The organism is Streptomyces sp. SID12488 (genome assembly GCF_010548275.1).
GTDB lineage: Bacteria > Actinomycetota > Actinomycetes > Streptomycetales > Streptomycetaceae > Streptomyces.
This window is the reverse complement of record NZ_JAAGLT010000016.1, coordinates 54,809-74,055: the sequence shown is the minus strand read 5'-3', so window position 1 is coordinate 74,055 and position 19,247 is coordinate 54,809. Positions and strand designations below refer to the sequence as shown.

The 19,247-nt window shown below is 70.3% G+C and carries 19 protein-coding genes; 10 read left to right on the top strand and 9 right to left on the bottom strand.

Annotated elements, in window-relative coordinates:
* Positions 1–104: 104 nt before the first annotated feature.
* Together G3I56_RS23790 and G3I56_RS23785 are read left to right on the top strand one after the other, a co-directional pair.
* A complete protein-coding gene (locus tag G3I56_RS23790) occupies positions 105–644 on the top strand; it encodes a DinB family protein (RefSeq protein WP_164412203.1) in 540 nt (179 codons plus the stop codon).
* A gap of 24 nt (positions 645–668) precedes the next feature.
* Positions 669–1,310 carry a PadR family transcriptional regulator gene (locus tag G3I56_RS23785; protein ID WP_164412202.1) on the top strand — a complete coding sequence of 214 codons (642 nt, stop codon included), beginning with the start codon at positions 669–671 and terminating at the stop codon, positions 1,308–1,310.
* A 40-nt stretch (positions 1,311–1,350) separates the two neighbouring features.
* Here G3I56_RS23785 and G3I56_RS23780 read toward each other — a convergent pair whose 3' ends face one another.
* Complete coding sequence (locus tag G3I56_RS23780; RefSeq protein WP_164412201.1) at positions 1,351–2,778, bottom strand: glutamate decarboxylase; 1,428 nt, start codon at positions 2,776–2,778, stop codon at positions 1,351–1,353.
* A gap of 88 nt (positions 2,779–2,866) precedes the next feature.
* On the opposite strand from G3I56_RS23780, the gene G3I56_RS23775 reads away from it, so the two are divergent.
* Positions 2,867–3,628 carry a MerR family transcriptional regulator gene (locus tag G3I56_RS23775; RefSeq protein ID WP_164412200.1) on the top strand — a complete coding sequence of 254 codons (762 nt, stop codon included), beginning with the start codon at positions 2,867–2,869 and terminating at the stop codon, positions 3,626–3,628.
* Between the two features lie 18 nt (positions 3,629–3,646).
* On the opposite strand, the gene G3I56_RS23770 is transcribed toward G3I56_RS23775, so the two are convergent.
* Positions 3,647–4,012, bottom strand: coding sequence for a YbjQ family protein (locus tag G3I56_RS23770; protein WP_164412198.1), 366 nt, complete (start codon positions 4,010–4,012; stop codon positions 3,647–3,649).
* A gap of 163 nt (positions 4,013–4,175) precedes the next feature.
* Here G3I56_RS23770 and G3I56_RS23765 point away from each other — a divergent pair, with 163 nt between their 5' ends.
* Positions 4,176–5,084 (top strand): VTT domain-containing protein, encoded by a 909-nt coding sequence (locus tag G3I56_RS23765; protein ID WP_164412196.1) that lies wholly within the window; start codon positions 4,176–4,178, stop codon positions 5,082–5,084.
* Between the two features lie 156 nt (positions 5,085–5,240).
* On the opposite strand, the gene G3I56_RS23760 is transcribed toward G3I56_RS23765, so the two are convergent.
* Both G3I56_RS23760 and G3I56_RS23755 read right to left on the bottom strand, forming a co-directional pair.
* Complete coding sequence (locus tag G3I56_RS23760) at positions 5,241–6,950, bottom strand: threonine/serine exporter family protein (protein WP_164412194.1); 1,710 nt, start codon at positions 6,948–6,950, stop codon at positions 5,241–5,243.
* A gap of 116 nt (positions 6,951–7,066) precedes the next feature.
* Complete coding sequence (locus G3I56_RS23755; RefSeq protein WP_164412192.1) at positions 7,067–7,558, bottom strand: inorganic diphosphatase; 492 nt, start codon at positions 7,556–7,558, stop codon at positions 7,067–7,069.
* A 79-nt stretch (positions 7,559–7,637) separates the two neighbouring features.
* Here G3I56_RS23755 and dacB point away from each other — a divergent pair, with 79 nt between their 5' ends.
* From dacB to folE, 6 genes are all read left to right on the top strand, one after another.
* Positions 7,638–9,407, top strand: a complete 1,770-nt coding sequence (gene dacB, locus G3I56_RS23750) for a D-alanyl-D-alanine carboxypeptidase/D-alanyl-D-alanine-endopeptidase (RefSeq protein ID WP_164412190.1) — start codon at positions 7,638–7,640, stop codon at positions 9,405–9,407.
* Between the two features lie 352 nt (positions 9,408–9,759).
* A complete protein-coding gene (locus G3I56_RS23745; RefSeq protein WP_164412188.1) occupies positions 9,760–10,893 on the top strand; it encodes a zinc-dependent metalloprotease in 1,134 nt (377 codons plus the stop codon).
* Positions 10,894–11,083: 190 nt separating this feature from the next.
* Positions 11,084–12,127, top strand: coding sequence for a tRNA lysidine(34) synthetase TilS (gene tilS, locus G3I56_RS23740; protein WP_164412186.1), 1,044 nt, complete (start codon positions 11,084–11,086; stop codon positions 12,125–12,127).
* Positions 12,128–12,196: 69 nt separating this feature from the next.
* Complete coding sequence (gene hpt, locus G3I56_RS23735; protein WP_044471976.1) at positions 12,197–12,757, top strand: hypoxanthine phosphoribosyltransferase; 561 nt, start codon at positions 12,197–12,199, stop codon at positions 12,755–12,757.
* Positions 12,758–12,970: 213 nt separating this feature from the next.
* Positions 12,971–15,007, top strand: a complete 2,037-nt coding sequence (gene ftsH, locus G3I56_RS23730; RefSeq protein WP_164412184.1) for an ATP-dependent zinc metalloprotease FtsH — start codon at positions 12,971–12,973, stop codon at positions 15,005–15,007.
* A gap of 147 nt (positions 15,008–15,154) precedes the next feature.
* Entirely contained in the window at positions 15,155–15,760 is a 606-nt protein-coding gene (gene folE / locus G3I56_RS23725) for a GTP cyclohydrolase I FolE (RefSeq protein WP_164412182.1), read from the top strand.
* A 124-nt stretch (positions 15,761–15,884) separates the two neighbouring features.
* Here the strand turns inward: folE and G3I56_RS23720 are convergent, their stop codons facing one another.
* The 5 genes from G3I56_RS23720 to folP all read right to left on the bottom strand — a co-directional run bounded on the left by G3I56_RS23720 (position 15,885) and on the right by folP (position 19,089).
* The gene (locus G3I56_RS23720; protein WP_164412180.1) at positions 15,885–16,370 is read right to left on the bottom strand and encodes a DUF3180 domain-containing protein; all 486 of its coding nucleotides are present in this window, start codon (positions 16,368–16,370) and stop codon (positions 15,885–15,887) included.
* A 59-nt stretch (positions 16,371–16,429) separates the two neighbouring features.
* Positions 16,430–17,041 carry a 2-amino-4-hydroxy-6-hydroxymethyldihydropteridine diphosphokinase gene (gene folK, locus G3I56_RS23715; protein WP_164412178.1) on the bottom strand — a complete coding sequence of 204 codons (612 nt, stop codon included), beginning with the start codon at positions 17,039–17,041 and terminating at the stop codon, positions 16,430–16,432.
* Entirely contained in the window at positions 17,038–17,397 is a 360-nt protein-coding gene (gene folB / locus G3I56_RS23710; protein WP_164321915.1) for a dihydroneopterin aldolase, read from the bottom strand. Before folB ends, folK begins: the two co-directional genes overlap by 4 nt.
* Before the next feature lie 280 nt (positions 17,398–17,677).
* Entirely contained in the window at positions 17,678–18,196 is a 519-nt protein-coding gene (locus G3I56_RS23705; protein WP_164412176.1) for a nuclear transport factor 2 family protein, read from the bottom strand.
* Positions 18,193–19,089 carry a dihydropteroate synthase gene (gene folP / locus G3I56_RS23700; RefSeq protein WP_164412174.1) on the bottom strand — a complete coding sequence of 299 codons (897 nt, stop codon included), beginning with the start codon at positions 19,087–19,089 and terminating at the stop codon, positions 18,193–18,195. The genes G3I56_RS23705 and folP overlap by 4 nt, the downstream gene beginning before the upstream one ends.
* Between the last annotated feature and the right edge of the window lie 158 nt (positions 19,090–19,247).

Here is a 19,247-nt window from a genome sequence, read left to right as displayed (position 1 = left end):
GTGAGTGACCGGGGGCTTGCGGACAGAACCTGACCGCAAGCCCCCGTAACTTCATCGGTGTCGGGCAGCGAAGCCCGGCACGACCCGATGAAAGGCGGCCGACCATGGTCACCCACGTTCCCTCCGAAGCGCCCGGCGACGAGCTCGGAGCCCTTCTCGCCTTCATCGAGGAGCAGCGCGGCGGTATCCGGCGGGCCCTGCTGGGGCTGACGGAGGAGCAGGCCGCCTCGCGTCCCAGCGCCAGCGAACTGTCGCTCTCCGGGCTGCTCAAGCATGTCGCCGAGGTCGAACAGGGCTGGATCGCGCGGGCCAAGGGGGAAGCGCCGGCCGTCAAGCGGGACGAGTCGAACTGGCACGAGTGTTTCGTCCTCGTCGAGGGGGAGACGGTCGCGTCGCAGCTCGCGTACTGGGAGAAGGTCGCCGCCGAGACCGAGGCGTTCCTGCGTTCCGTACCGAGCCTCGACGTCACCTTCGATCTCCCGCCGGACCCCTGGTTCCCGCCCCAGGCCAGTGTCTCGATGCGCTGGCTGGCGCTGCACCTGATCCGCGAGACCGCCCGGCACGCCGGTCACGCCGACATCGTCCGCGAGTCCCTCGACGGCGCCACCGCCTTCGAGCTGGTGGCCCGGGAGCGGGCCGCTTGACGCCAGGGTCCTAATGTGGCCCGCATGTCAGCGATCCGTCTTCTCGTGCTCGGCGCGGTCCGTCAGCACGGGCGGGCCCACGGCTACCAGGTGCGGGGCGACCTGGAGTACTGGGGCGCGCACGAGTGGTCCAACGCCAAGCCCGGCTCGATCTACCACGCGCTCAAGCAGATGGCCAAGCAGGGGCTGCTGCACGCGCACGAGATCGCGCCCTCCACGGCCGGCGGCCCGCCACGCACGGAGTACGAGATCACCGACCTGGGCACCGAGGAGTTCCTGCGGCTGCTGCGCGAGGCCCTGACCTCGTACGACCAGAAGATGGACGTCAAGTCGGCCGCCATCGGCTTCGTCGTCGACCTGCCGCGCGCCGAGGCGCTGACCCTCCTCAGGGAACGCACCCGGCGCATCGGCGAGTGGCGGTCCTCGGTCACCGAGCACTACGTCCCCGAGGACGGCCCCGAACAGCTCGGCCACATCGGCGAGATCATGAACCTGTGGATCCACACGGCTGACGCCGAGGCCGAGTGGACGCTCGGTCTCATCACCCGGATCGAGGGCGGCGCGTACACCTTCGCGGGCGAGGGCGAACCGTTCGTCGGCGTCCTGGCCGAGGGCGAGGAGAACCCGTACGCGACGGGGGAGAGGCATCCCGAGGACGCCCGCTGATCCAGTCGGACACCTCCGGGCGGCCTCTCAAAAGGGTGCGTCAGTGGTGGAAACCGGTGGCCGCGTCCTTGTCGTGGGTCGACGGGCGCGGCTGTCGGCGCAGTTCTGGCAGCAGCCGCTCCAGGTCTTCCAGGAACAGCTCGGCGAGGTCCGCGGAGAAGCCGTTGCGGCACACGACCCGCAGTACGGACAGGTCCTGCCGGTTCTCCGGGAAGGTGTACGCGGGCACCAGCCAGCCGCGCTCACGCAGCCGCCGCGAGACGTCGAAGACGTCGTACGAGGTCACGTCCGCCCCCGTCGTGAAGGCGAACACGGGCAGCTCGTCGCCCCGGGTGAGGAGCCGGAAGTCGCCCAGCTCCTCGATCCGCCCGGCGAGGGAACGCGCCACGTCCCGCGTGGACTGCTGCACGGCCCGGTAGCCGTCGCGGCCCAGCCGCAGGAACGTGTAGTACTGCGCGACCACCTGGGCCCCGGGGCGCGAGAAGTTGAGCGCGAACGTCGGCATGTCGCCGCCCAGGTAGTTGACGCGGAAGACGAGCTCCTCGGGTAGCGCCTCCTTGTCCCGCCACAGCGCCCAGCCGACGCCCGGATAGACCAGCCCGTACTTGTGCCCCGAGGTGTTGATCGAGGCCACGCGCGGCAGCCGGAAGTCCCACACCAGGTCCTCGTCCAGGAAGGGCGCCACCATGGCCCCCGATGCCCCGTCGACGTGCACGGGGACGTCGAAGCCGGTGCGCTCCTGGAGGGCGTCCAGGGCCGCGCACAGCTCCGCGACGGGCTCGTAGGACCCGTCGAAGGTGGACCCGAGGATCCCGACGACCCCGATGGTGTTCTCGTCGCACAGGTCGGCCGCCGCCTGCGGATCGAGATGGAACCGCTCGCCCTCCATGGGCACCTGGCGCGCCTCCACCTCCCAGAAGTTGCAGAACTTCTCCCAGCAGACCTGCACGTTGACGCCCATGACGAGGTTCGGCCGGACGTCCCGCCCCGGATACCGGTCGGCGTTGCGCGCCGCCCACCGCCGCTTCAGCGCCATCCCGGCCAGCATGCACGCCTCACTCGAACCGGTGGTCGAACAGCCCACGGCGGCGGCCGGATCGGGCGCGTTCCACAGGTCGGCGAGCATCGCCACGCAGCGCCGCTCCAGCTCGGCCGTGCGCGGGTACTCGTCCTTGTCGATCATGTTCTTGTCCTGGCACTCGCCCATCAGGACGCCGGCCTGCGGCTCCATCCAGGTGGTGACGAAGGTGGCCAGGTTGAGCCGCGAGTTGCCGTCGAGCATCAGTTCGTCGTGCACGAGCTGGTACGCCGTTGACGGCGGCAGCGGGGAGTCCGGCAGCCGGTGCGTGGGCGGGGCCTCGGTCATACCCCCGACCGGATTGGCCTCCCCGTAGAACGGGTTGACGGCGAGCCTGCGCCCAGCGCCCTTGTCGTCAGGTGTTTCGCTGTTCCCGCGGTGCAGTGGCATGCGTACGACGGTAGGCCCGGGCCGCGGGGGTTGCACCTCACGCCGGGTGAGGAAGCAGTGTGGAGCGCGAACCGACAAGGGAGCGGAAGTGAGCTACAGCGTGGGACAGGTCGCCGGTTTCGCCGGCGTCACGGTGCGCACCCTGCACCACTACGACGAGATCGGCCTCCTCGTGCCGGGCGGACGCAGCCACGCGGGCCACCGGCGCTACGACGACGCCGATCTCGACCGGCTGCAGCAGATCCTGTTCTACCGGGAGCTCGGCTTCCCGCTCGAAGAGGTCGCCGCCCTGTTGGACGACCCGAAGGCGGACCCGCGCGCGCAGTTGCGCCGTCAGCACGAGCTGCTGACCGCCCGGATCGAACGGCTCCAGCAGATGGCGGCGGCCGTGGAGCACGCCATGGAGGCACGCAGAATGGGCATCAACCTCACGCCCGAGGAGAAGTTCGAGGTCTTCGGCGACAAGGACCCCGAGGCACACGCGGAGGAGGCCGAGCGCCGCTGGGGCGGCACGGACGCGTACGCGGAGTCGCAGCGCCGCGCGGCCACATACACGAAGGACGACTGGAAGCGCATGCAGGCCGAGGTGGCCTCCTGGGGTGAGCGCTACGACGCCCTGATGGCCGCCGGCGAGCCCCCGTCCGGCGAGGCGGCCATGACCATGGCCGAGGAACACCGGCGACACATCACCAAGTGGTTCTACGAATGCACGTACGAAGCCCACCAGGGCCTCGCCGACATGTACGTCTCCGACCAGCGCTTCAAGGAGTTCTACGACTCCATGCGCCCGGGCCTCGCCGAACACCTCCGGGAGGCGATCACGGCGAACGCGGCCCGGCACACCTCCTAGCGCCGTCCTGGCCCGGGGTCACTCCCGGGCCAGGACCACCGCGGTCCCGTACGCGCACACCTCCGTGCCCACGTCCGCGGCCTCGGTCACGTCGAACCGGAAGGCCAGCACACCGTTGGCGCCACGCGCGCGTGCCTGCTCGACCAGACGGTCCATGGCCTGGTTGCGGGTCTCGACGAGAGTCTTCGTCAGCCCCTTCAGCTCACCGCCGATCATCGACTTCAGCCCGGCCCCGATCTGGCTGCCGAGGTGCCGCGACCGCACGGTCAGCCCGAAGACCTCACCGATGACCTGCTCGACCCGGTAGCCGGGGATGTCGTTCGTCGTCACGACCAGGACGTCGGACTGAGGTCCCTGGCCGCCGCCGTACTCTTCGATGCCCATAACCTCACAGGGTGGCCCCAGTTCCCGCACAGCGCACCCCGGAGTGGTGCATGGAAGCTGAGGGAACCTGGAGGGGTCACACCGCGTTGATAGCTTTGGCCCCACTCATCTTCTGCACCCACCTTCTGCACTCATCTCTGCCAAGCCTCAGGAGCCCGGAACAGTGACGACGCTTGCCCTCGGACCGAGCTGGCTGGATCCGGACTACCTGTTGGACCAGTTCGGCATCTGGGGCCTGCTCCTGATCGTGTTCGCCGAGTCCGGTCTGCTCATCGGCTTCTTCCTGCCGGGCGACTCGCTGCTGTTCACGGCGGGCCTGCTGATCACCGCGGGCACGCTGGACTTCCCCCTGTGGGGAGCGGTCGCCCTCATCTGCCTCGCCGCGGTCCTCGGCGACCAGGCGGGCTACATGTTCGGCAAGAAGGTCGGCCCGTCGCTCTTCAACCGGCCGGACTCCCGCCTCTTCAAGCAGGAGAACGTCGCCAAGGCTCACGAGTTCTTCGAGAAGTACGGCCCGAAGTCCCTGATCCTGGCCCGCTTCGTGCCCATCGTGCGCACGTTCACGCCGATCATCGCCGGCGTCAGCGGCATGAAGTACCGCTCGTTCCTGACGTTCAACGTCATCGGCGGCGTCCTCTGGGGCGCGGGCGTCACCCTGCTCGGCTCCTGGCTCGGCAACATCGACTTCGTCAAGAAGAACATCGAACCGATCCTGCTGCTGATCGTCCTCATCTCGGTCGTCCCGATCATCATCGAGTTCGCCCGAGCCCGCAGCAAGGCCAAGAAGAACCCGCCCCAGCAGCCCCAGCAGCCCCAGCAGCAGCCCCCGGCCCAGCAGCAGTACCCGGCCCCGATGGACGACGCGACGACCCAGCTCCGACGCATCCCCCCGGCGCAGCAGAACGACGACCAGGGTTACGGGCAGCAGCAGTACGGCCAGAACCAGGGCTACGACCAGAACCAGTACTACGACCAGCAGCCCTACGCCCAGCAGTACCCCCAGGGCTACCAGCAGGACCAGCAGCAGTACCCGTACGGCAACCAGAACAACAACGGTTACCCGCAGAACTGAGAACCGACGCGAGCTGGAGCGCCCCGACAGGGGCGCGGGGCTGTGACATTTGCGGCTCCGCCGCGGGGCGCGACAAGCCACAACGGACCCGCACCCGCCCCACAACAGAAACCCCCCGAGCTCCCGGGCGCCCAAGCCGAGCGAACGCACCCGGCACTAGAACCCTCGCGTCCGCTTGGCAGCCCGCCGCCCCCCGGCGGAGCCGCTCGGCACCCTCAGGAACAACCGCGAGATCTCCGACCCCAGATTCACCCCGATGGCGATGGCCATGGCCAGCGCCGCGGCCTTCGACAGCGAGACCAACCCCGCGTCCATGTCGTTCTGCGCGATCGACAGCAGCCCGAAATACGTCGGCGACCCCGGCAGCAGGGGCCCGATCGCCGCCGTCGTGTACGGCAGGGCCGACGCGTAGCGGTACCGCGAGAGCAACTGCCCGAACAGCCCGACCAGCCCCCACGCGACGGCCGTCGAGGCCACCGGCGAGAAGCCCCCGGTGTAGTGCATCGCGCCGTACACGCTCCAGGCCACACCCCCGTTGAGCGTCACGATGAGCACGGTGGAACGTTCCTGCTGGAGCATGACCGCGAAGGTCAGCGACAGCAGCATGGACGCGCCGATCTGCCACAGGGGCCGCGCCACGCTCCCCAGCGCCGCGTCCGGATTGAGCTCGGCGCCCAGCTTCACGCCGAAGTACAGGATCAGCAGCACCCCGACGACGATGCCCACGAAGAAGTACATGACCTCCAGCAGGCGCGCGGACGCGGTGATGTAGAACCCGGTCAGTCCGTCCTGCACCCCGGCCACCAGCGCCCGCCCGGGCAGCAGCGCGAACAGGCCGCCGGTGACCACGGCGGACGCCTTCACGTCCACGTGCGCGGCCGTCAGCGCGATCCCTATCGCGGCCGGCGGCATCGCGGCCACCGTGAACTGGTAGAACTCCGGCAGCCCGCGCCCGGCGCACAGCCACGCCAGCCGGTCGCCCAGCATCGCGCCGAGCGCCGCCGCCACGAACACGACCAGGTCACCGCCGACGAGCACGGACGCGGCGCCCGCGAGCAGCCCGGCGGCCACGGTGAGCGCCCAGCCGGGATACGGGTGCCGGTTCCGCCGGATCTCCGCGAGGCGCCTGTAAGCCTCTTCCAGCGTCGTGGCGGTCTCGGAGTCGCTCAGGTCGTCCACAAGCCGGTAGACGGCCGCCAGGCGCGTGTAGTCGGTGCCCCGGCGCCGGACCGTCCGTGACGCCGTCACCGGAGCCTCGACGAGCGAGGGCTGGTACGTGATCGACAGCAGGGTGAAGGTGACGGTCGGCTCGCAGCGGTCGAGGCCGTAGGACCGGCAGACGGCGAACATGGCCGCCTCCACGTCCTCGGCGCCCTCGCCGCCCGCGAGCAGCAACTCGCCGATACGCAGGCTCATGTCCAGCACGCGCGGGACGGCCGGTCCGTCGTCCTCCTCGGCAGCCTTCCGCAGTTGTTCCGGTGCGGGCCGTTCGGCCACCGGCATCCGCAGCATCGTGCGCATCCGGTCCTGCCAGGGCACGTCCTTGGTGAGACTCACCACAGGGATGCCCAAGGGCGGCGTGAACGCGGGCGCCCGGTACGTACGCGGGGTGTTGAAGGCCGATGCCGGTCCAGCGGCGTCGCCGCCCGGCGGCTGCGGCACGTCGAGCCCGTGCGGCAGGGCGAACTCGGAGGTCGTCTCGGCCTCACTCAGGACGGGCCTGGGCGGGGCCATCCCCTCGGGGAGCGCGAACTCGGAGGTGGTGGACGACTCCCCGTCACCACCGCCCGAGGCCCCGCCCGTGAGGGGAACCGCGAAAACACTCCTGGCCTCGTCCGATGCCGGCTTGCGAGCCTCGTCCGTCACTCCGTATCGCTCCCTGCACGTGCCCCTCTGGTACGCCATTCAGTATGCGCACAGACACACGAACGGGCCGCACGCGCACGCGTGCGGCCCGTTCGACGTGACGGGGTCCGGGAGCCTCAGTGGCCGCCCTGCTCCTTGAGGCGCTTGTACGACCGCTCGATCTCGGCCTCGGCGTCCGCGCGGCCCACCCAGTTGGCACCCTCGACGGACTTGCCGGGCTCCAGGTCCTTGTAGACCTCGAAGAAGTGCTGGATCTCCAGACGGTCGAACTCCGACACGTGGTGGATGTCCCGCAGGTGCTCCACGCGCGGGTCGTGCGCGGGCACGCACAGCAGCTTGTCGTCGCCGCCGGCCTCGTCCGTCATCCGGAACATGCCGATCGTGCGGCACTGGATGAGGCACCCGGGGAAGGTCGGCTCGTCCAGGATGACCAGCGCGTCCAGCGGGTCGCCGTCCTCGCCGAGGGTGTTCTCGACGAAGCCGTAGTCGGCCGGGTAGCTGGTCGAGGTGAAGAGGCGACGGTCCAGACGGATCCGACCGGTCTCGTGGTCCACCTCGTACTTGTTCCGTGAACCCTTCGGAATCTCGATCGTTACGTCGAACTCCACCGGTGGCTCCTCCATGATCAACACATAGTTCTGGTGGTTAAGTGTCCCTCACGCAGGTGTGTGATCGCGAAAGGGGCTGGTGTTCGTGCCGGAGCTGAGGCCTTGGCGGGCCGCGAGGCCGCGGGTGGCGCGGCTCGCGCGAACCGTGGGACCCCGTCTCACCCGGGCCACGGCAACGGTGAAACCCCAGCTCGGACGGGCCAGGGCGGCCGTGAAACCGCAACTCGAACGAGTGACGGCGACGGTCAGGCCGCAGCTCGAACGAGCCGGACGAGCCACAGCCGCCGTGAAGCCGCGGGTGGCGCGGATCACACGGGCCGTCGGCCCGAAGCTCACCGCTCTCCCGGGACCGAAGTCCCTGACGGCTCTCTCGCTGTCGCTGCCGAAGACCCTGCGGACCTGGCAGTACACCGCGGGCGCCGCCACCGCCGGACTGGCGTTGACCGCCGGCGTGGTGACCGCGGCCGGCCCCTGGGACTCCTCCGGTCAGCGTACGGCCGAGCGGGACTGGGCCGCCGTCCAGGAGCGATCCGGTGGCGCAGATCACGATCGTAATTCCGGTACGTCCGACACCTCCGCCACCTCGGGTACGTCTGCCGGGGCGCCCGCACCCGCCCCGAGCGCCCCCTCCGTGTTGACGGGCCTCGGCGGCGCCACCGGCACCGTGCGGGCGGCGCCCGCCGGAAGGACCATCGCGGCCGTGCTGGACCCGCTCCTGAAGGACCCCGCGCTCGGCGCCCGCCAGACGGCCGCCGTCGTCGACGTCGCCACCGGGAAGCGCCTGTACGGCCTGGGGGCCGGTGAGGCGCTCGTCCCCGCCTCGACCACGAAGATCGCCACGGCTGTCGCCGCGCTCTCCGCGATGGGCGCCGACCACCGCCTCACCACCCGGGCCGCCCTGGAGCCCGACACCAACGAGCTCGTCCTGGTCGGCGGCGGCGACCCCACCCTGACGGCCCGTAAGGACCCGGAGGGCTGGGCGAGCCTGCGCACCCTGGCCGACTCGACGGCCGCCGCCCTGGCGAAGCGCGGCGTGCGCGAGGTGACGCTGTCGTACGACACCACGCTCTACGCGGGCCCGGAACTCCACCCGATCGGGGCCGACAACGACGGCAACCTCGCCCCGGTCACCGCGCTGATGGCCGACGAGGCCCGCATGAACGACTCGACCAGTGGAACGGCCCACCGCAGCAGCGAGCCGGCGGCGGACGCGGCCCGCACCTTCGCGACCCTGCTGGCGAAGCACGGCGTCAGGACGACCTCCCCCGGCCCGTCCAAGGCCACGGGCCGCGCGACCACCCTCGCGGAGGTCTCCTCGCCGCCGCTCTCCGCCCTTGTCGAGCGAATGCTGACCAACAGCGACAACGACCTCGCGGAGGCCCTCGCCCGGCAGACCGCGCTCGCCACGGGCGTCCGGCCCGACTTCACGGGCGGTGCCAAGGCGATCCACGCCCAACTGAAGAAGCTGGGCCTGCCCATGTCAGGCGCCCGCTTCGCGGACGGCAGCGGCCTGAACCGCGCCGACCGCCTCACCCCGAACCTCCTCACGGCCCTCCTGGCCAAGGCCGGCGACCCGGCCCACCCCGAACTCCGCGCGGCCCTCACCGGCCTCCCCGTGGCAGGCTTCACGGGCACCCTGAGCACCCGCTACACGCACGGCGCGGCAGGCGTCGTACGTGCCAAGACAGGCACCCTGACCGGCGTGAACGCCCTCGCGGGCACGGTCGTCGACCGCGACGGCCGTCTCCTGGCCTTCGCCTTCCTGGCCGCCGACACCATCAGCAAGTTGGAGGCCCAGGCGGCCCTGGACCGCGCGGCGACGGCACTCGCGGCCTGCGGCTGCGGGTAGCTCCGCCGGCTGGGCGGTTCTTCGTCCGCGGGCCCGGTGGGGGCTTGTCGCTCCCCCACTCTCGGCTTCTCCCCCAGAGCCTTAAGGGCCTGGGGGGACCCCAGACCGGGGGGACCCCAGACCGGGGGGACCCGCATCGCGGCGGAGCCGCAGACCGATACAGCCCCGCGCCCCTGAGGGGCGCTCCAGCGGGCGCGCGTGAGTCCCGCACGCACCGCTGCGGGCAGGCGTTCCGCAGGGCGATGGGGGAGGGTGGGCACAGCCCGCAACGCCGGGTGCAGCCCGAACGGACCTCGCCCCTGCCGACTTCGCCGCCCTGCCCCCAGCGGAGTCGCTCCCGTACGGTTGACGCATGACGAGCATCGGTGGTGCCGCATCTGCTGGGATGGTCGACTGGAATCTCGCGGTGGCGACCGCGACCCGGCTGGTAAGGCCGGGCCCCGAAGTGAGCCGTGACGAGGCCCGGGCCATCGTCGCGGAGCTGCGCCGGCACGCGAAGGCCTCGGAGGAACACGTCCGGGGCTTCACCCGGATGGGAGGCGACGCCGCCCACGACACCCCCGTACTCGTCGTCGACCGCCCCGGCTGGGTACGGGCGAACGTCGCCGGGTTCCGTGAGGTGCTCAGGCCCCTGTTGGACAAGATGGGGGAGCGGCGCGGGAGTTCACCGGGCGGAGCCGTCCTCGGCGCGGTCGGCGGCAAGGTCACCGGCGTCGAACTGGGGATGCTGCTGTCGTTCCTGTCGTCCCGTGTCCTCGGCCAGTACGAGACCTTCGCCCCGGCCACCCGCGAACTGCCGGCGGGCGCGAACGGCGGCGGACGGCTGCTCCTCGTCGCGCCGAACATCGTCCACGTGGAGCGCGAACTCGACGTACAGCCCCATGACTTCAGGCTCTGGGTGTGTCTGCACGAGGAGACGCACCGCACGCAGTTCACGGGCGTGCCCTGGCTGAGGGACCATCTGGAGGGCGAAATCCAGTCGTTCTTGGGGGAGACGGAAGTCGACCCCATGACCGTCCTGGAGCGCATCAGGGAGGCCGCGCAGTCCCTCGCGGGCGGCAGGCCGGAGGGCGAGGAGGACGACGGCGGGCGTTCCCTGGTGGAGCTGGTGCAGACGCCGGCCCAGCGGGAGATCCTCGGCCGGCTCACCGCGGTCATGTCCCTCCTCGAGGGGCACGCCGACTTCGTGATGGACGGAGTGGGCCCCGCGGTGGTGCCCTCCGTCGCCGAGATCCGGGAGAAGTTCCAGCAGCGCCGCGCCAAGGGTGCCTCACGGCTGGACCTCGCGCTGCGCAAGCTGCTCGGTCTGGATGCCAAACTCAGGCAGTACCGGGACGGCGAACGGTTTGTCAGTGCCGTCGTCGACCAGGTGGGCATGGACGGCTTCAACCGGGTGTGGACCTCTCCGAACACCCTTCCTACGAAGGCGGAGATCGCCAAACCGGCGGACTGGGTCGCGCGGGTGCACCGCAAGGCCGACCAGTGAGCCCTTGGGCCACGTGGTGAACGAATCCGGCCGACGGCAGGTGAACGCCCCTTCAATCACCCGTCCGAGGGACCGTGGGGCATGGGTAGGCGTGCAATGCTCGGGGAACGCCCTGTTTCTGTCACCATCTACACACTCTGAGTGACCGAAGTCGGCTCACCCCCCGAAAACTTCATGAAGGGAACCGGACATGGGTCCCCATCCTGCGGTCGCGGCGATACGCCTGGCGGTTCGCCGCGCTCTCCACGACGTCCTGACTGCGAACAACCCGCCCAACAGCCTCCTCCCCGGCCCCACCACCCCCGGCGAGTCCGCCCCGCTCGTCCTCGTGGCGTGCTCCGGCGGCGCCGACTCCATGGCGCTCGCCTCCGCTCTCGCGTTCGAAGCGCCCAAACTCGGTCTGCGCGCCGGTGGCGTCACCGTCGACCACGGCCTGCAGCCCGGCTCCGACCTCCGCGCCGACGAGGTCGTCCTGCGCCTGACCGAACTCGGCCTCGCCCCGGTCGAGTCGATCACCGTGGCCGTCGGCCGTGAGGGCGGCCCCGAGGCCGCCGCGCGTGACGCCCGGTACGGCGCCCTGGACGCCGCCGCCGAGCGCCACGGCGCCACAGCGGTCCTCCTCGGTCACACCCGCGACGACCAGGCCGAGACCGTACTGCTGGGCCTCGCCCGTGGCTCCGGCATCCGCTCACTGTCCGGGATGGCGGCCGTCTCCGGGCGGCCCGGGGCTCCCGACCGATACCGCAGGCCCTTCCTCCAGCTCGACCGGCAGACCGCCCGCAAGGCGTGCATGGTCCAGTCCCTCCCGGTCTGGGACGACCCGCACAACGCCGACCCGGCCTACACCCGGTCCCGGCTGCGCCACGAGGGACTGCCCGCCCTGGAGAAGGCCCTCGGCAAGGGCGTCGTCGAGGCCCTCGCCCGCACGGCCCAGCTCTCCCGCGACGACGCCGACGCCCTCGACACCTGGGCCCGCCAGGCCGAGGCCTCCGTACGGGACACGGCGGGCCTCCTGGAGTGCGCCAAGCTGTACGCCCTGCCGCCCGCCGTACGCCGCCGCATCCTGCGCAGTGCCGCCATCGAGGCGGGCGCTCCGGCCGGCTCGCTGTTCGCCCGCCACATCGAGGAAGTCGACCGGCTGATCACCGGCTGGCGAGGTCAGGGAGCCATCAATCTCCCCGGCCGGGTCGTCGCCCAGCGGCAGGGTGGCAGACTGGTGATTCGGCAAGGCTGAATCTCACCCCCCTTCGGGGCGGGCCAGGGGTCGGCGAGCCGGGCGAATGGCGACGGGCGACCGAAAGTGATGCGGGTGGACGCGAAAGACATGGGTGCCGACCTCAAGTCGGTACTCATCACCAAGGAAGAGATCGACGCGAAGCTGGTCGAACTGGCCGCGAAGATCGACGCGGAGTACGCGGGCAAGGACCTGCTGATCGTCGGTGTCCTCAAGGGCGCGGTGATGGTCATGGCCGACCTGGCCCGGGCGCTGTCCACCCCCCTCACCATGGACTGGATGGCCGTGTCGTCGTACGGCGCGGGCACCCAGTCCTCGGGTGTGGTGCGGATCCTCAAGGACCTCGACACCGACATCAAGGGCAAGCACGTCCTCATCGTCGAGGACATCATCGACTCCGGGCTGACCCTGTCCTGGCTGATCTCCAACCTCGGCTCCCGCGAGCCCGAGTCGCTGAAGATCTGCACCCTGCTGCGCAAGCCGGAGGCCGCGAAGGTCGCCATCGACGTGGAGTGGGTCGGCTTCGACATCCCCAACGAGTTCGTGATCGGCTACGGCCTCGACTACGCGGAGAAGTACCGCAACCTTCCGTTCGTCGGTACGCTCGCGCCCCACGTCTACGGCGGCTGAGTCCCGAGGCCGCTGAGCCAAAGGGCGAGTCCTGTGGGACGTGCGGGAACCCGAACGGGCTTCCCACCGTTGGAGCAGGCGTGGACGGTATTGCCAGCCAGCCCGTGCGCCTTCGGGTGACAATGCTGGGGTACCGTCCGAAGAGCAGTTCTTAGAACAGTCTTTGTCAAACTCACTATGGCAGGAGGGACGGGGCGGCACCGCTCCGTATGGATGGACGTGAAGCGATACTTCCGTGGGCCGGTCATGTGGATCGTGCTGGCCGTCCTTGCCGTGGTCGTGTTGATGCAGGTCGTCGGCTCGTCCGGCGGCTACAAGACGGTGGACACAGGCCAGGTCGTCCAGGCGATCAACGACAACAAGGTCGAGCAGGCCAAGATCACCACCGGTGACGAGCAGGTCATCAAGGTCCAGCTCAAGGACGGTCAGAAAGTCGAAGGCAGCTCGAAGATCCAGGCGAGCTACATCGGCGATCAGGGCGTCAACCTGGCGAACACTCTCCAGGACAAATACCAGAACAAGCAGATTCCGGACGGCTACACGGTCTCTCCGACCAAGCAGAACGCTTTCGTCGGCATTCTGCTGTCGCTGCTCCCCTTCGTCCTCATCGTCGTCGTGTTCCTGTTCCTGATGAATCAGATGCAGGGCGGCGGCTCCCGGGTCATGCAGTTCGGGAAGTCCAAGGCCAAGCTCATCACCAAGGACACCCCGAAGACGACGTTCGCCGACGTGGCGGGCGCGGACGAGGCGGTCGAGGAACTCCACGAGATCAAGGAATTCCTGCAGGAGCCGGCCAAGTTCCAGGCCGTCGGCGCCAAGATCCCCAAGGGCGTGCTCCTCTACGGGCCTCCCGGTACGGGCAAGACGCTGCTCGCACGTGCTGTCGCGGGCGAGGCGGGCGTTCCGTTCTACTCGATCTCGGGTTCCGACTTCGTCGAGATGTTCGTCGGTGTCGGTGCCTCCCGGGTCCGTGACCTCTTCGAGCAGGCCAAGGCGAACGCCCCGGCGATCGTCTTCGTCGACGAGATCGACGCGGTCGGCCGCCATCGCGGCGCCGGCCTCGGCGGCGGTCACGACGAGCGCGAGCAGACGCTCAACCAGCTGCTCGTCGAGATGGACGGCTTCGACGTCAAGGGCGGCGTGATTCTCATCGCCGCCACGAACCGTCCCGACATCCTCGACCCGGCGCTGCTGCGTCCCGGCCGTTTCGACCGCCAGATCGCGGTCGACCGTCCGGACATGCTGGGCCGTCTGGCGATCCTCAAGGTTCACCAGAAGGGCAAGCCGGTCGCTCCGGACGTCGATCTGTCGGCGGTCGCCCGTCGCACGCCGGGCTTCACCGGCGCGGACCTGAGCAACGTCCTCAACGAGGCAGCGCTGCTCACCGCCCGCACCGACAAGAAGCTGGTCGACAACGAGTCGCTCGACGAGGCCATCGACCGCGTCGTGGCGGGCCCGCAGAAGCGGACCCGGATCATGTCGGAGAAGGAAAAGAAGATCACCGCGTACCACGAGGGCGGCCACGCCCTGGTCGCGGCGGCTTCCCCGAACTCCGACCCGGTCCACAAGATCACGATCTTGTCGCGCGGCCGGGCCCTCGGTTACACGATGGTGCTCCCGGACGAGGACAAGTACTCCACCACCCGCAACGAGATGCTCGACCAGCTGGCCTACATGCTGGGCGGCCGGGCGGCGGAGGAACTGGTCTTCCACGACCCGACGACGGGCGCTGCGAACGACATCGAGAAGGCCACGGCAACGGCCCGCGCGATGGTCACGCAGTACGGCATGACCGAGCGCCTCGGCGCGATCAAGTTCGGCGGCGACAACACCGAGCCCTTCCTGGGCCGGGAGATGTCGCACCCGCGCGACTACTCGGAAGAGGTCGCCGCGCTCGTCGACGAAGAGGTCAAGAAGCTCATCGAGAACGCGCACAACGAGGCCTGGGAGATCCTGGTCGAGAACCGCGACGTCCTCGACGCCCTCGTGCTCGAGCTGCTGGAGAAGGAGACGCTGAGCAAGGAGCAGATCGCCGAGGTCTTCACTCCCATCATCAAGCGCCCGGCCCGCCCCGCGTGGACCGGATCCTCCCGCCGTACGCCGTCCACCCGCCCGCCGGTGCTCTCCCCCAAGGAGCTGTCGCTGACGAACGGGACCAACGGCTCGGCGCCGGCGATCACCGCCAAGGCCGGAGCCACCGAATCCGTCCCCGCGACGGAGTCGGCGCCGGAGGACAGCACCGAGAGCTGATCCCGGCTCTCCCGCCCCTCCCGTTCAGTGGGCCCGGAATGGATGCCGCGCCCCCCAGGATCTAGCCTGGGGGCGCGGCATTCCGGTTATGTCCGCACGTGCGACGCGTGGTCCATACGCGTGACAGGGACAGGAACGAGGCACCAGATGACCGACCCCGTGACGCTGGACGGCGAGGGCACGATCGGAGTGTTCGACGAGAAGCGGGCGGAGAACGCCGTACGCGAACTCCTGATCGCAGTCGGCGAGGACCCGGACCGCGAGGGGCTGAAGGAGACGCCGGGGCGGGTGGCGCGGGCGTACCGGGAGATATTCGCGGGGTTGTGGCAGCGGCCCGAGGACGTGCTGACGACGACGTTCGACCTGGGGCACGACGAGATGGTGCTGGTGAAGGACATCGAGGTCCTGAGCAACTGTGAGCATCATCTGGTGCCGTTCGTCGGGGTCGCCCACGTCGGCTACATCCCCTCCGCCGACGGCAAGATCACCGGGCTGTCGAAGCTGGCCCGGCTCGTGGACGTCTACGCTCGTCGGCCGCAGGTGCAGGAACGACTCACCACGCAGGTCGCCGACTCCCTGATGAAGATCCTGGAGCCGCGCGGGGTGATCGTCGTCGTGGAGTGCGAGCACATGTGCATGTCGATGCGGGGTGTCCGGAAGCCGGGTGCGAAGACCATCACGTCGGCGGTGCGCGGTCAGCTGCGGGATCCGGCCACCCGGAACGAGGCGATGAGCCTGATCATGGCCCGCTGAGTGCTCCGCGGGCAGGCCGGTGGATCGACTGCGGGCTCGTCGTGCCTGGTCGCGCTCGCGCGGCGGTAGCCGCAAATCAAGCAGAGCCTCGTGCCCCTTTTGGGGCGTCCCTCGCCAGGCCTGCTTACGCGGCCGGGGCCGTGCTCGCGTTGTTGTCGTCGTCCTCCGGGAGCTTGCAGACGCGCTCCAGGAAGAAGGCCGCCGCGATGACGGCGATCCCGGCCAGGACCGAGAAACCGGCGTAGATGGCCTGGTCGCGGCGGGCCGGGATGTCCAGGGACTCCAGGAGGAAGGCGCCCGTGCCGCCGTACATCCCGGCGACCAGCGCGGCCACCAGGGCGCTGGCCTGGCCGAAGACGACCGCGCGGGCGGCCATCAGGGGGTCGACGCCCTTGGCGCCGGGGCGCCGGTCGCGCTGGGCCTTGAGACGGGAGCGCAGGGAGAGGGCCGTGGCCAGCAGGACCACGGCGATCAGGGCGAGGACGACGGGGGCGGCCAGCGGGACGCTGGGAAGCGTCCCCACCGTGTTCCACAGCCGGGCGCCCGCCCAGGAGAGCACTCCGGCGACGACGAACACGCCGGCCAGCATCTTGACGCGCAGCTCTCTCACGGTGCCCCTTCAGCTCCCCGGACCGGACCGCCGACCTGCGGTCGTCATGACCTTAACGGCTATTCCGGCAGCTGGAGTTCCAGGTCGGCGCGAGGCGCGACACCTTCCAGGGCGACGGTCTCCAGGAGCGTGGCAACCGGGCCGCGGCCGGGCAGCTGGGCCCCGGGGTCCACGTCGTGCCAGGGAGCGAGGACGAAGGCCCGCTCGTGGGCGCGCGGGTGGGGGAGGGTGAGGACCGGGTCGTCGGAGACCTCGTCGGCGTACGCGACGATGTCGACGTCGATCGTGCGCGCGCCCCAGCGCTCATCGCGGACGCGGTGGAAGGCGTCCTCGACCGCGTGGGCGCGCTCCAGGAGCGAGGACGGCGGCAGTGTCGTCTTCAGGACGACCACCGCGTTGAAGTACGAGGGCTGGCTGCCCGCCGGGACGCCCCACGGCTCCGTCTCGTAGACGGGGGAGACCGCCTTGACGCGGACGCCCGGGGTGTCCTCAAGTGCGTCGATGGCCCCCTGGAGGGTCTCCAGGCGGTTGCCCAGGTTCGAGCCGAGGGAGATGACGGCGCGTTTCGGGTTGTGCAGCGTGGTGTCGGCGGCGTCCACCTGCCGCACCACGGAGGCGGGCACCGGCTGGACGGTCGGGTCGCTGTGACTCTCGGTGAACGAGGTGGTCATGCTCGGCTCCGGGTGATGGTGATGGTCACGTCGTCGAAGGGGACGGTGATCGGCGCGCCCGGTTTGTGGACGCACACCTCGACCTCCTGGACCCCCTGGTGCTTCAGACAGACCTGCGCGATGCGCTCGGCGAGCGTCTCTATGAGGTCGACGGGCTCGCCCTCGACGACGGCCACGACCTCCTCCGCCACGATGCCGTAGTGCACCGTTTTCGCCAGGTCGTCGTCGGCCGCGGCCGGGCGGGTGTCCAGGCCGAGGGAGAGGTCCACGACGAAGGTCTGGCCCTCCTCCCGCTCCTGCGGGAACACACCGTGGTGCCCCCGGGCCCTCAGGCCGCGCAGCGCGACACGATCCACGCGAATCACTCCTGCAATCGTCGTTGACGGCCGCTTCGGACCGGGTGCGGTCGACCCGGGCAGCCACTTCCGAATCTACCCGCGGGCACTGACAGTGCCCGCCCCGCGAGGGGCCGGTCCAGGTGATGACCGGGAGGGTTCATCGAGCGTTTCCCCGCGGGAACACGGCTGCTCACGGGTTGGTAGCCGCACTTACCCCGTGTTCGTGATTCCAACCACGTTCGACTGCGTTCGGCGGCGTTCGGCTGCGGTCAGCCGCGTTCGGCCCACGAGGACGATGTCAGGAGGGTGTGTCGTCGGCCTCGCCGTCGTTCTCGTCGTTCTCGTCACTCTCGGCGAGGACCGGGGAGGCGTGGTGCGCCCAGATCTTCCAGCCGACGGGGGTACGGCGGAACACGTTGGTGGCGACGACCAGCTGGCCGACCAACGGCCCCAGCTCGTCGCTGTCCTCGGGGGCAGGGCCGCCGCTGAGGATGTTCTCTGTGCAGCTCACCAGGGCGGTGTCGCCGGTGACGGAGACATGCACGTCGGTGAGGAAGAACTGGATGTACTCGGTGTTCGCCATGATCAGCGCGTACGAGCGGAGCACCTCGCCGCGTCCGGTCAGTACCGGCCAGCCCGGGTGCACGCAGGAGACCACGCCGGTCTCCGCCGGGTCGTGGTACTCCTCGTCGACGCCCAGGTCGGCGGGGGTGAGCCAGAGCGCGGACAACTCGTCGAAGTCGCCCTGTTCCAGCGCCTCGTAGAAGGCGGTGTTGGCGAGTTCGACCTGCTCGACGTCGGTGTGGGGCGCGCTCACCGGGCTCCCTCGGTGCTGCGGACCGCTTCCGCGCCGCGGGCTTCCTCTACCGCGCGGGCGACCCGTACGGCGTCGGCGGTGGCGCGGACCTCGTGCACGCGGACCGCCCAGGCGCCCTGGTGGGCGGCGAGCGCGGAGACGGCGGCGGTGGCGGCGTCGCGCTCCCGCGCGGGCGGCGGGGCGCCCTCGGGGCCGGCCAGTACGCGGCCCAGGAACCGCTTCCGCGACGCGGCGACGAGGAGGGGGTGACCCAGGCCGTGGAGGCGGTCCAGGTGGGCCAGGAGGGCCAGGTCGTGATCGGCATCCTTGGAGAAGCCGAGGCCCGGGTCGACGACGATCCGGTCGGGGGCGACACCGCCGGCCAGTACGGCGTCCACGCGCGCGTGGAGTTCGTCGAGGACCTCGGAGACGACGTCCGCGTACACGCCCTTGACGTTGCCGCCCTCCATGAAGCCGCGCCAGTGCATGACCACGAAGGGGGCGCCCGCGTTCGCGACGACCGGGATCATCGCGGGGTCCGCGAGGCCGCCGCTGACGTCGTTGACGAGTACGGCGCCCGCCGCGAGCGCCTGTTCGGCGACCGAGGCGCGCATGGTGTCGACGGAGACGGTGACGCCCTCGGCGGCGAGGAGGCCGACCACGGGGACGACGCGCTTGAGTTCCTCGGCCTCGTCGACGCGGGTGGCGCCGGGGCGGGTGGACTCGCCGCCGACGTCCACCAGGTCGGCGCCCTCGGTGACCAGGTCGAGGCCGTGCTTGACGGCTTTGGTCGTGTCGAACCAGCGGCCCCCGTCGGAGAAGGAGTCCGGGGTCACGTTCACGACGCCCATGACCGCGCAGCGGTCCCAGGCCGGGAGGCCGCTGACGCGGCCGCGTCCGCTGTGGTTGTTCATGCGTTCAGCGTAGGCCCCCGGCGGTTGGGCGGGTTCTGTCAGTGCGGGTGCGTTGTGGCTCGGGCCTTTGTTTCCCACCCCCCGCCCGTCTCGGTCCGTCAGTCGGCTCGGTTGAAAAACATCGTCGGCTCGGGCGGGGAGGATTCTCGGCTCGGCGG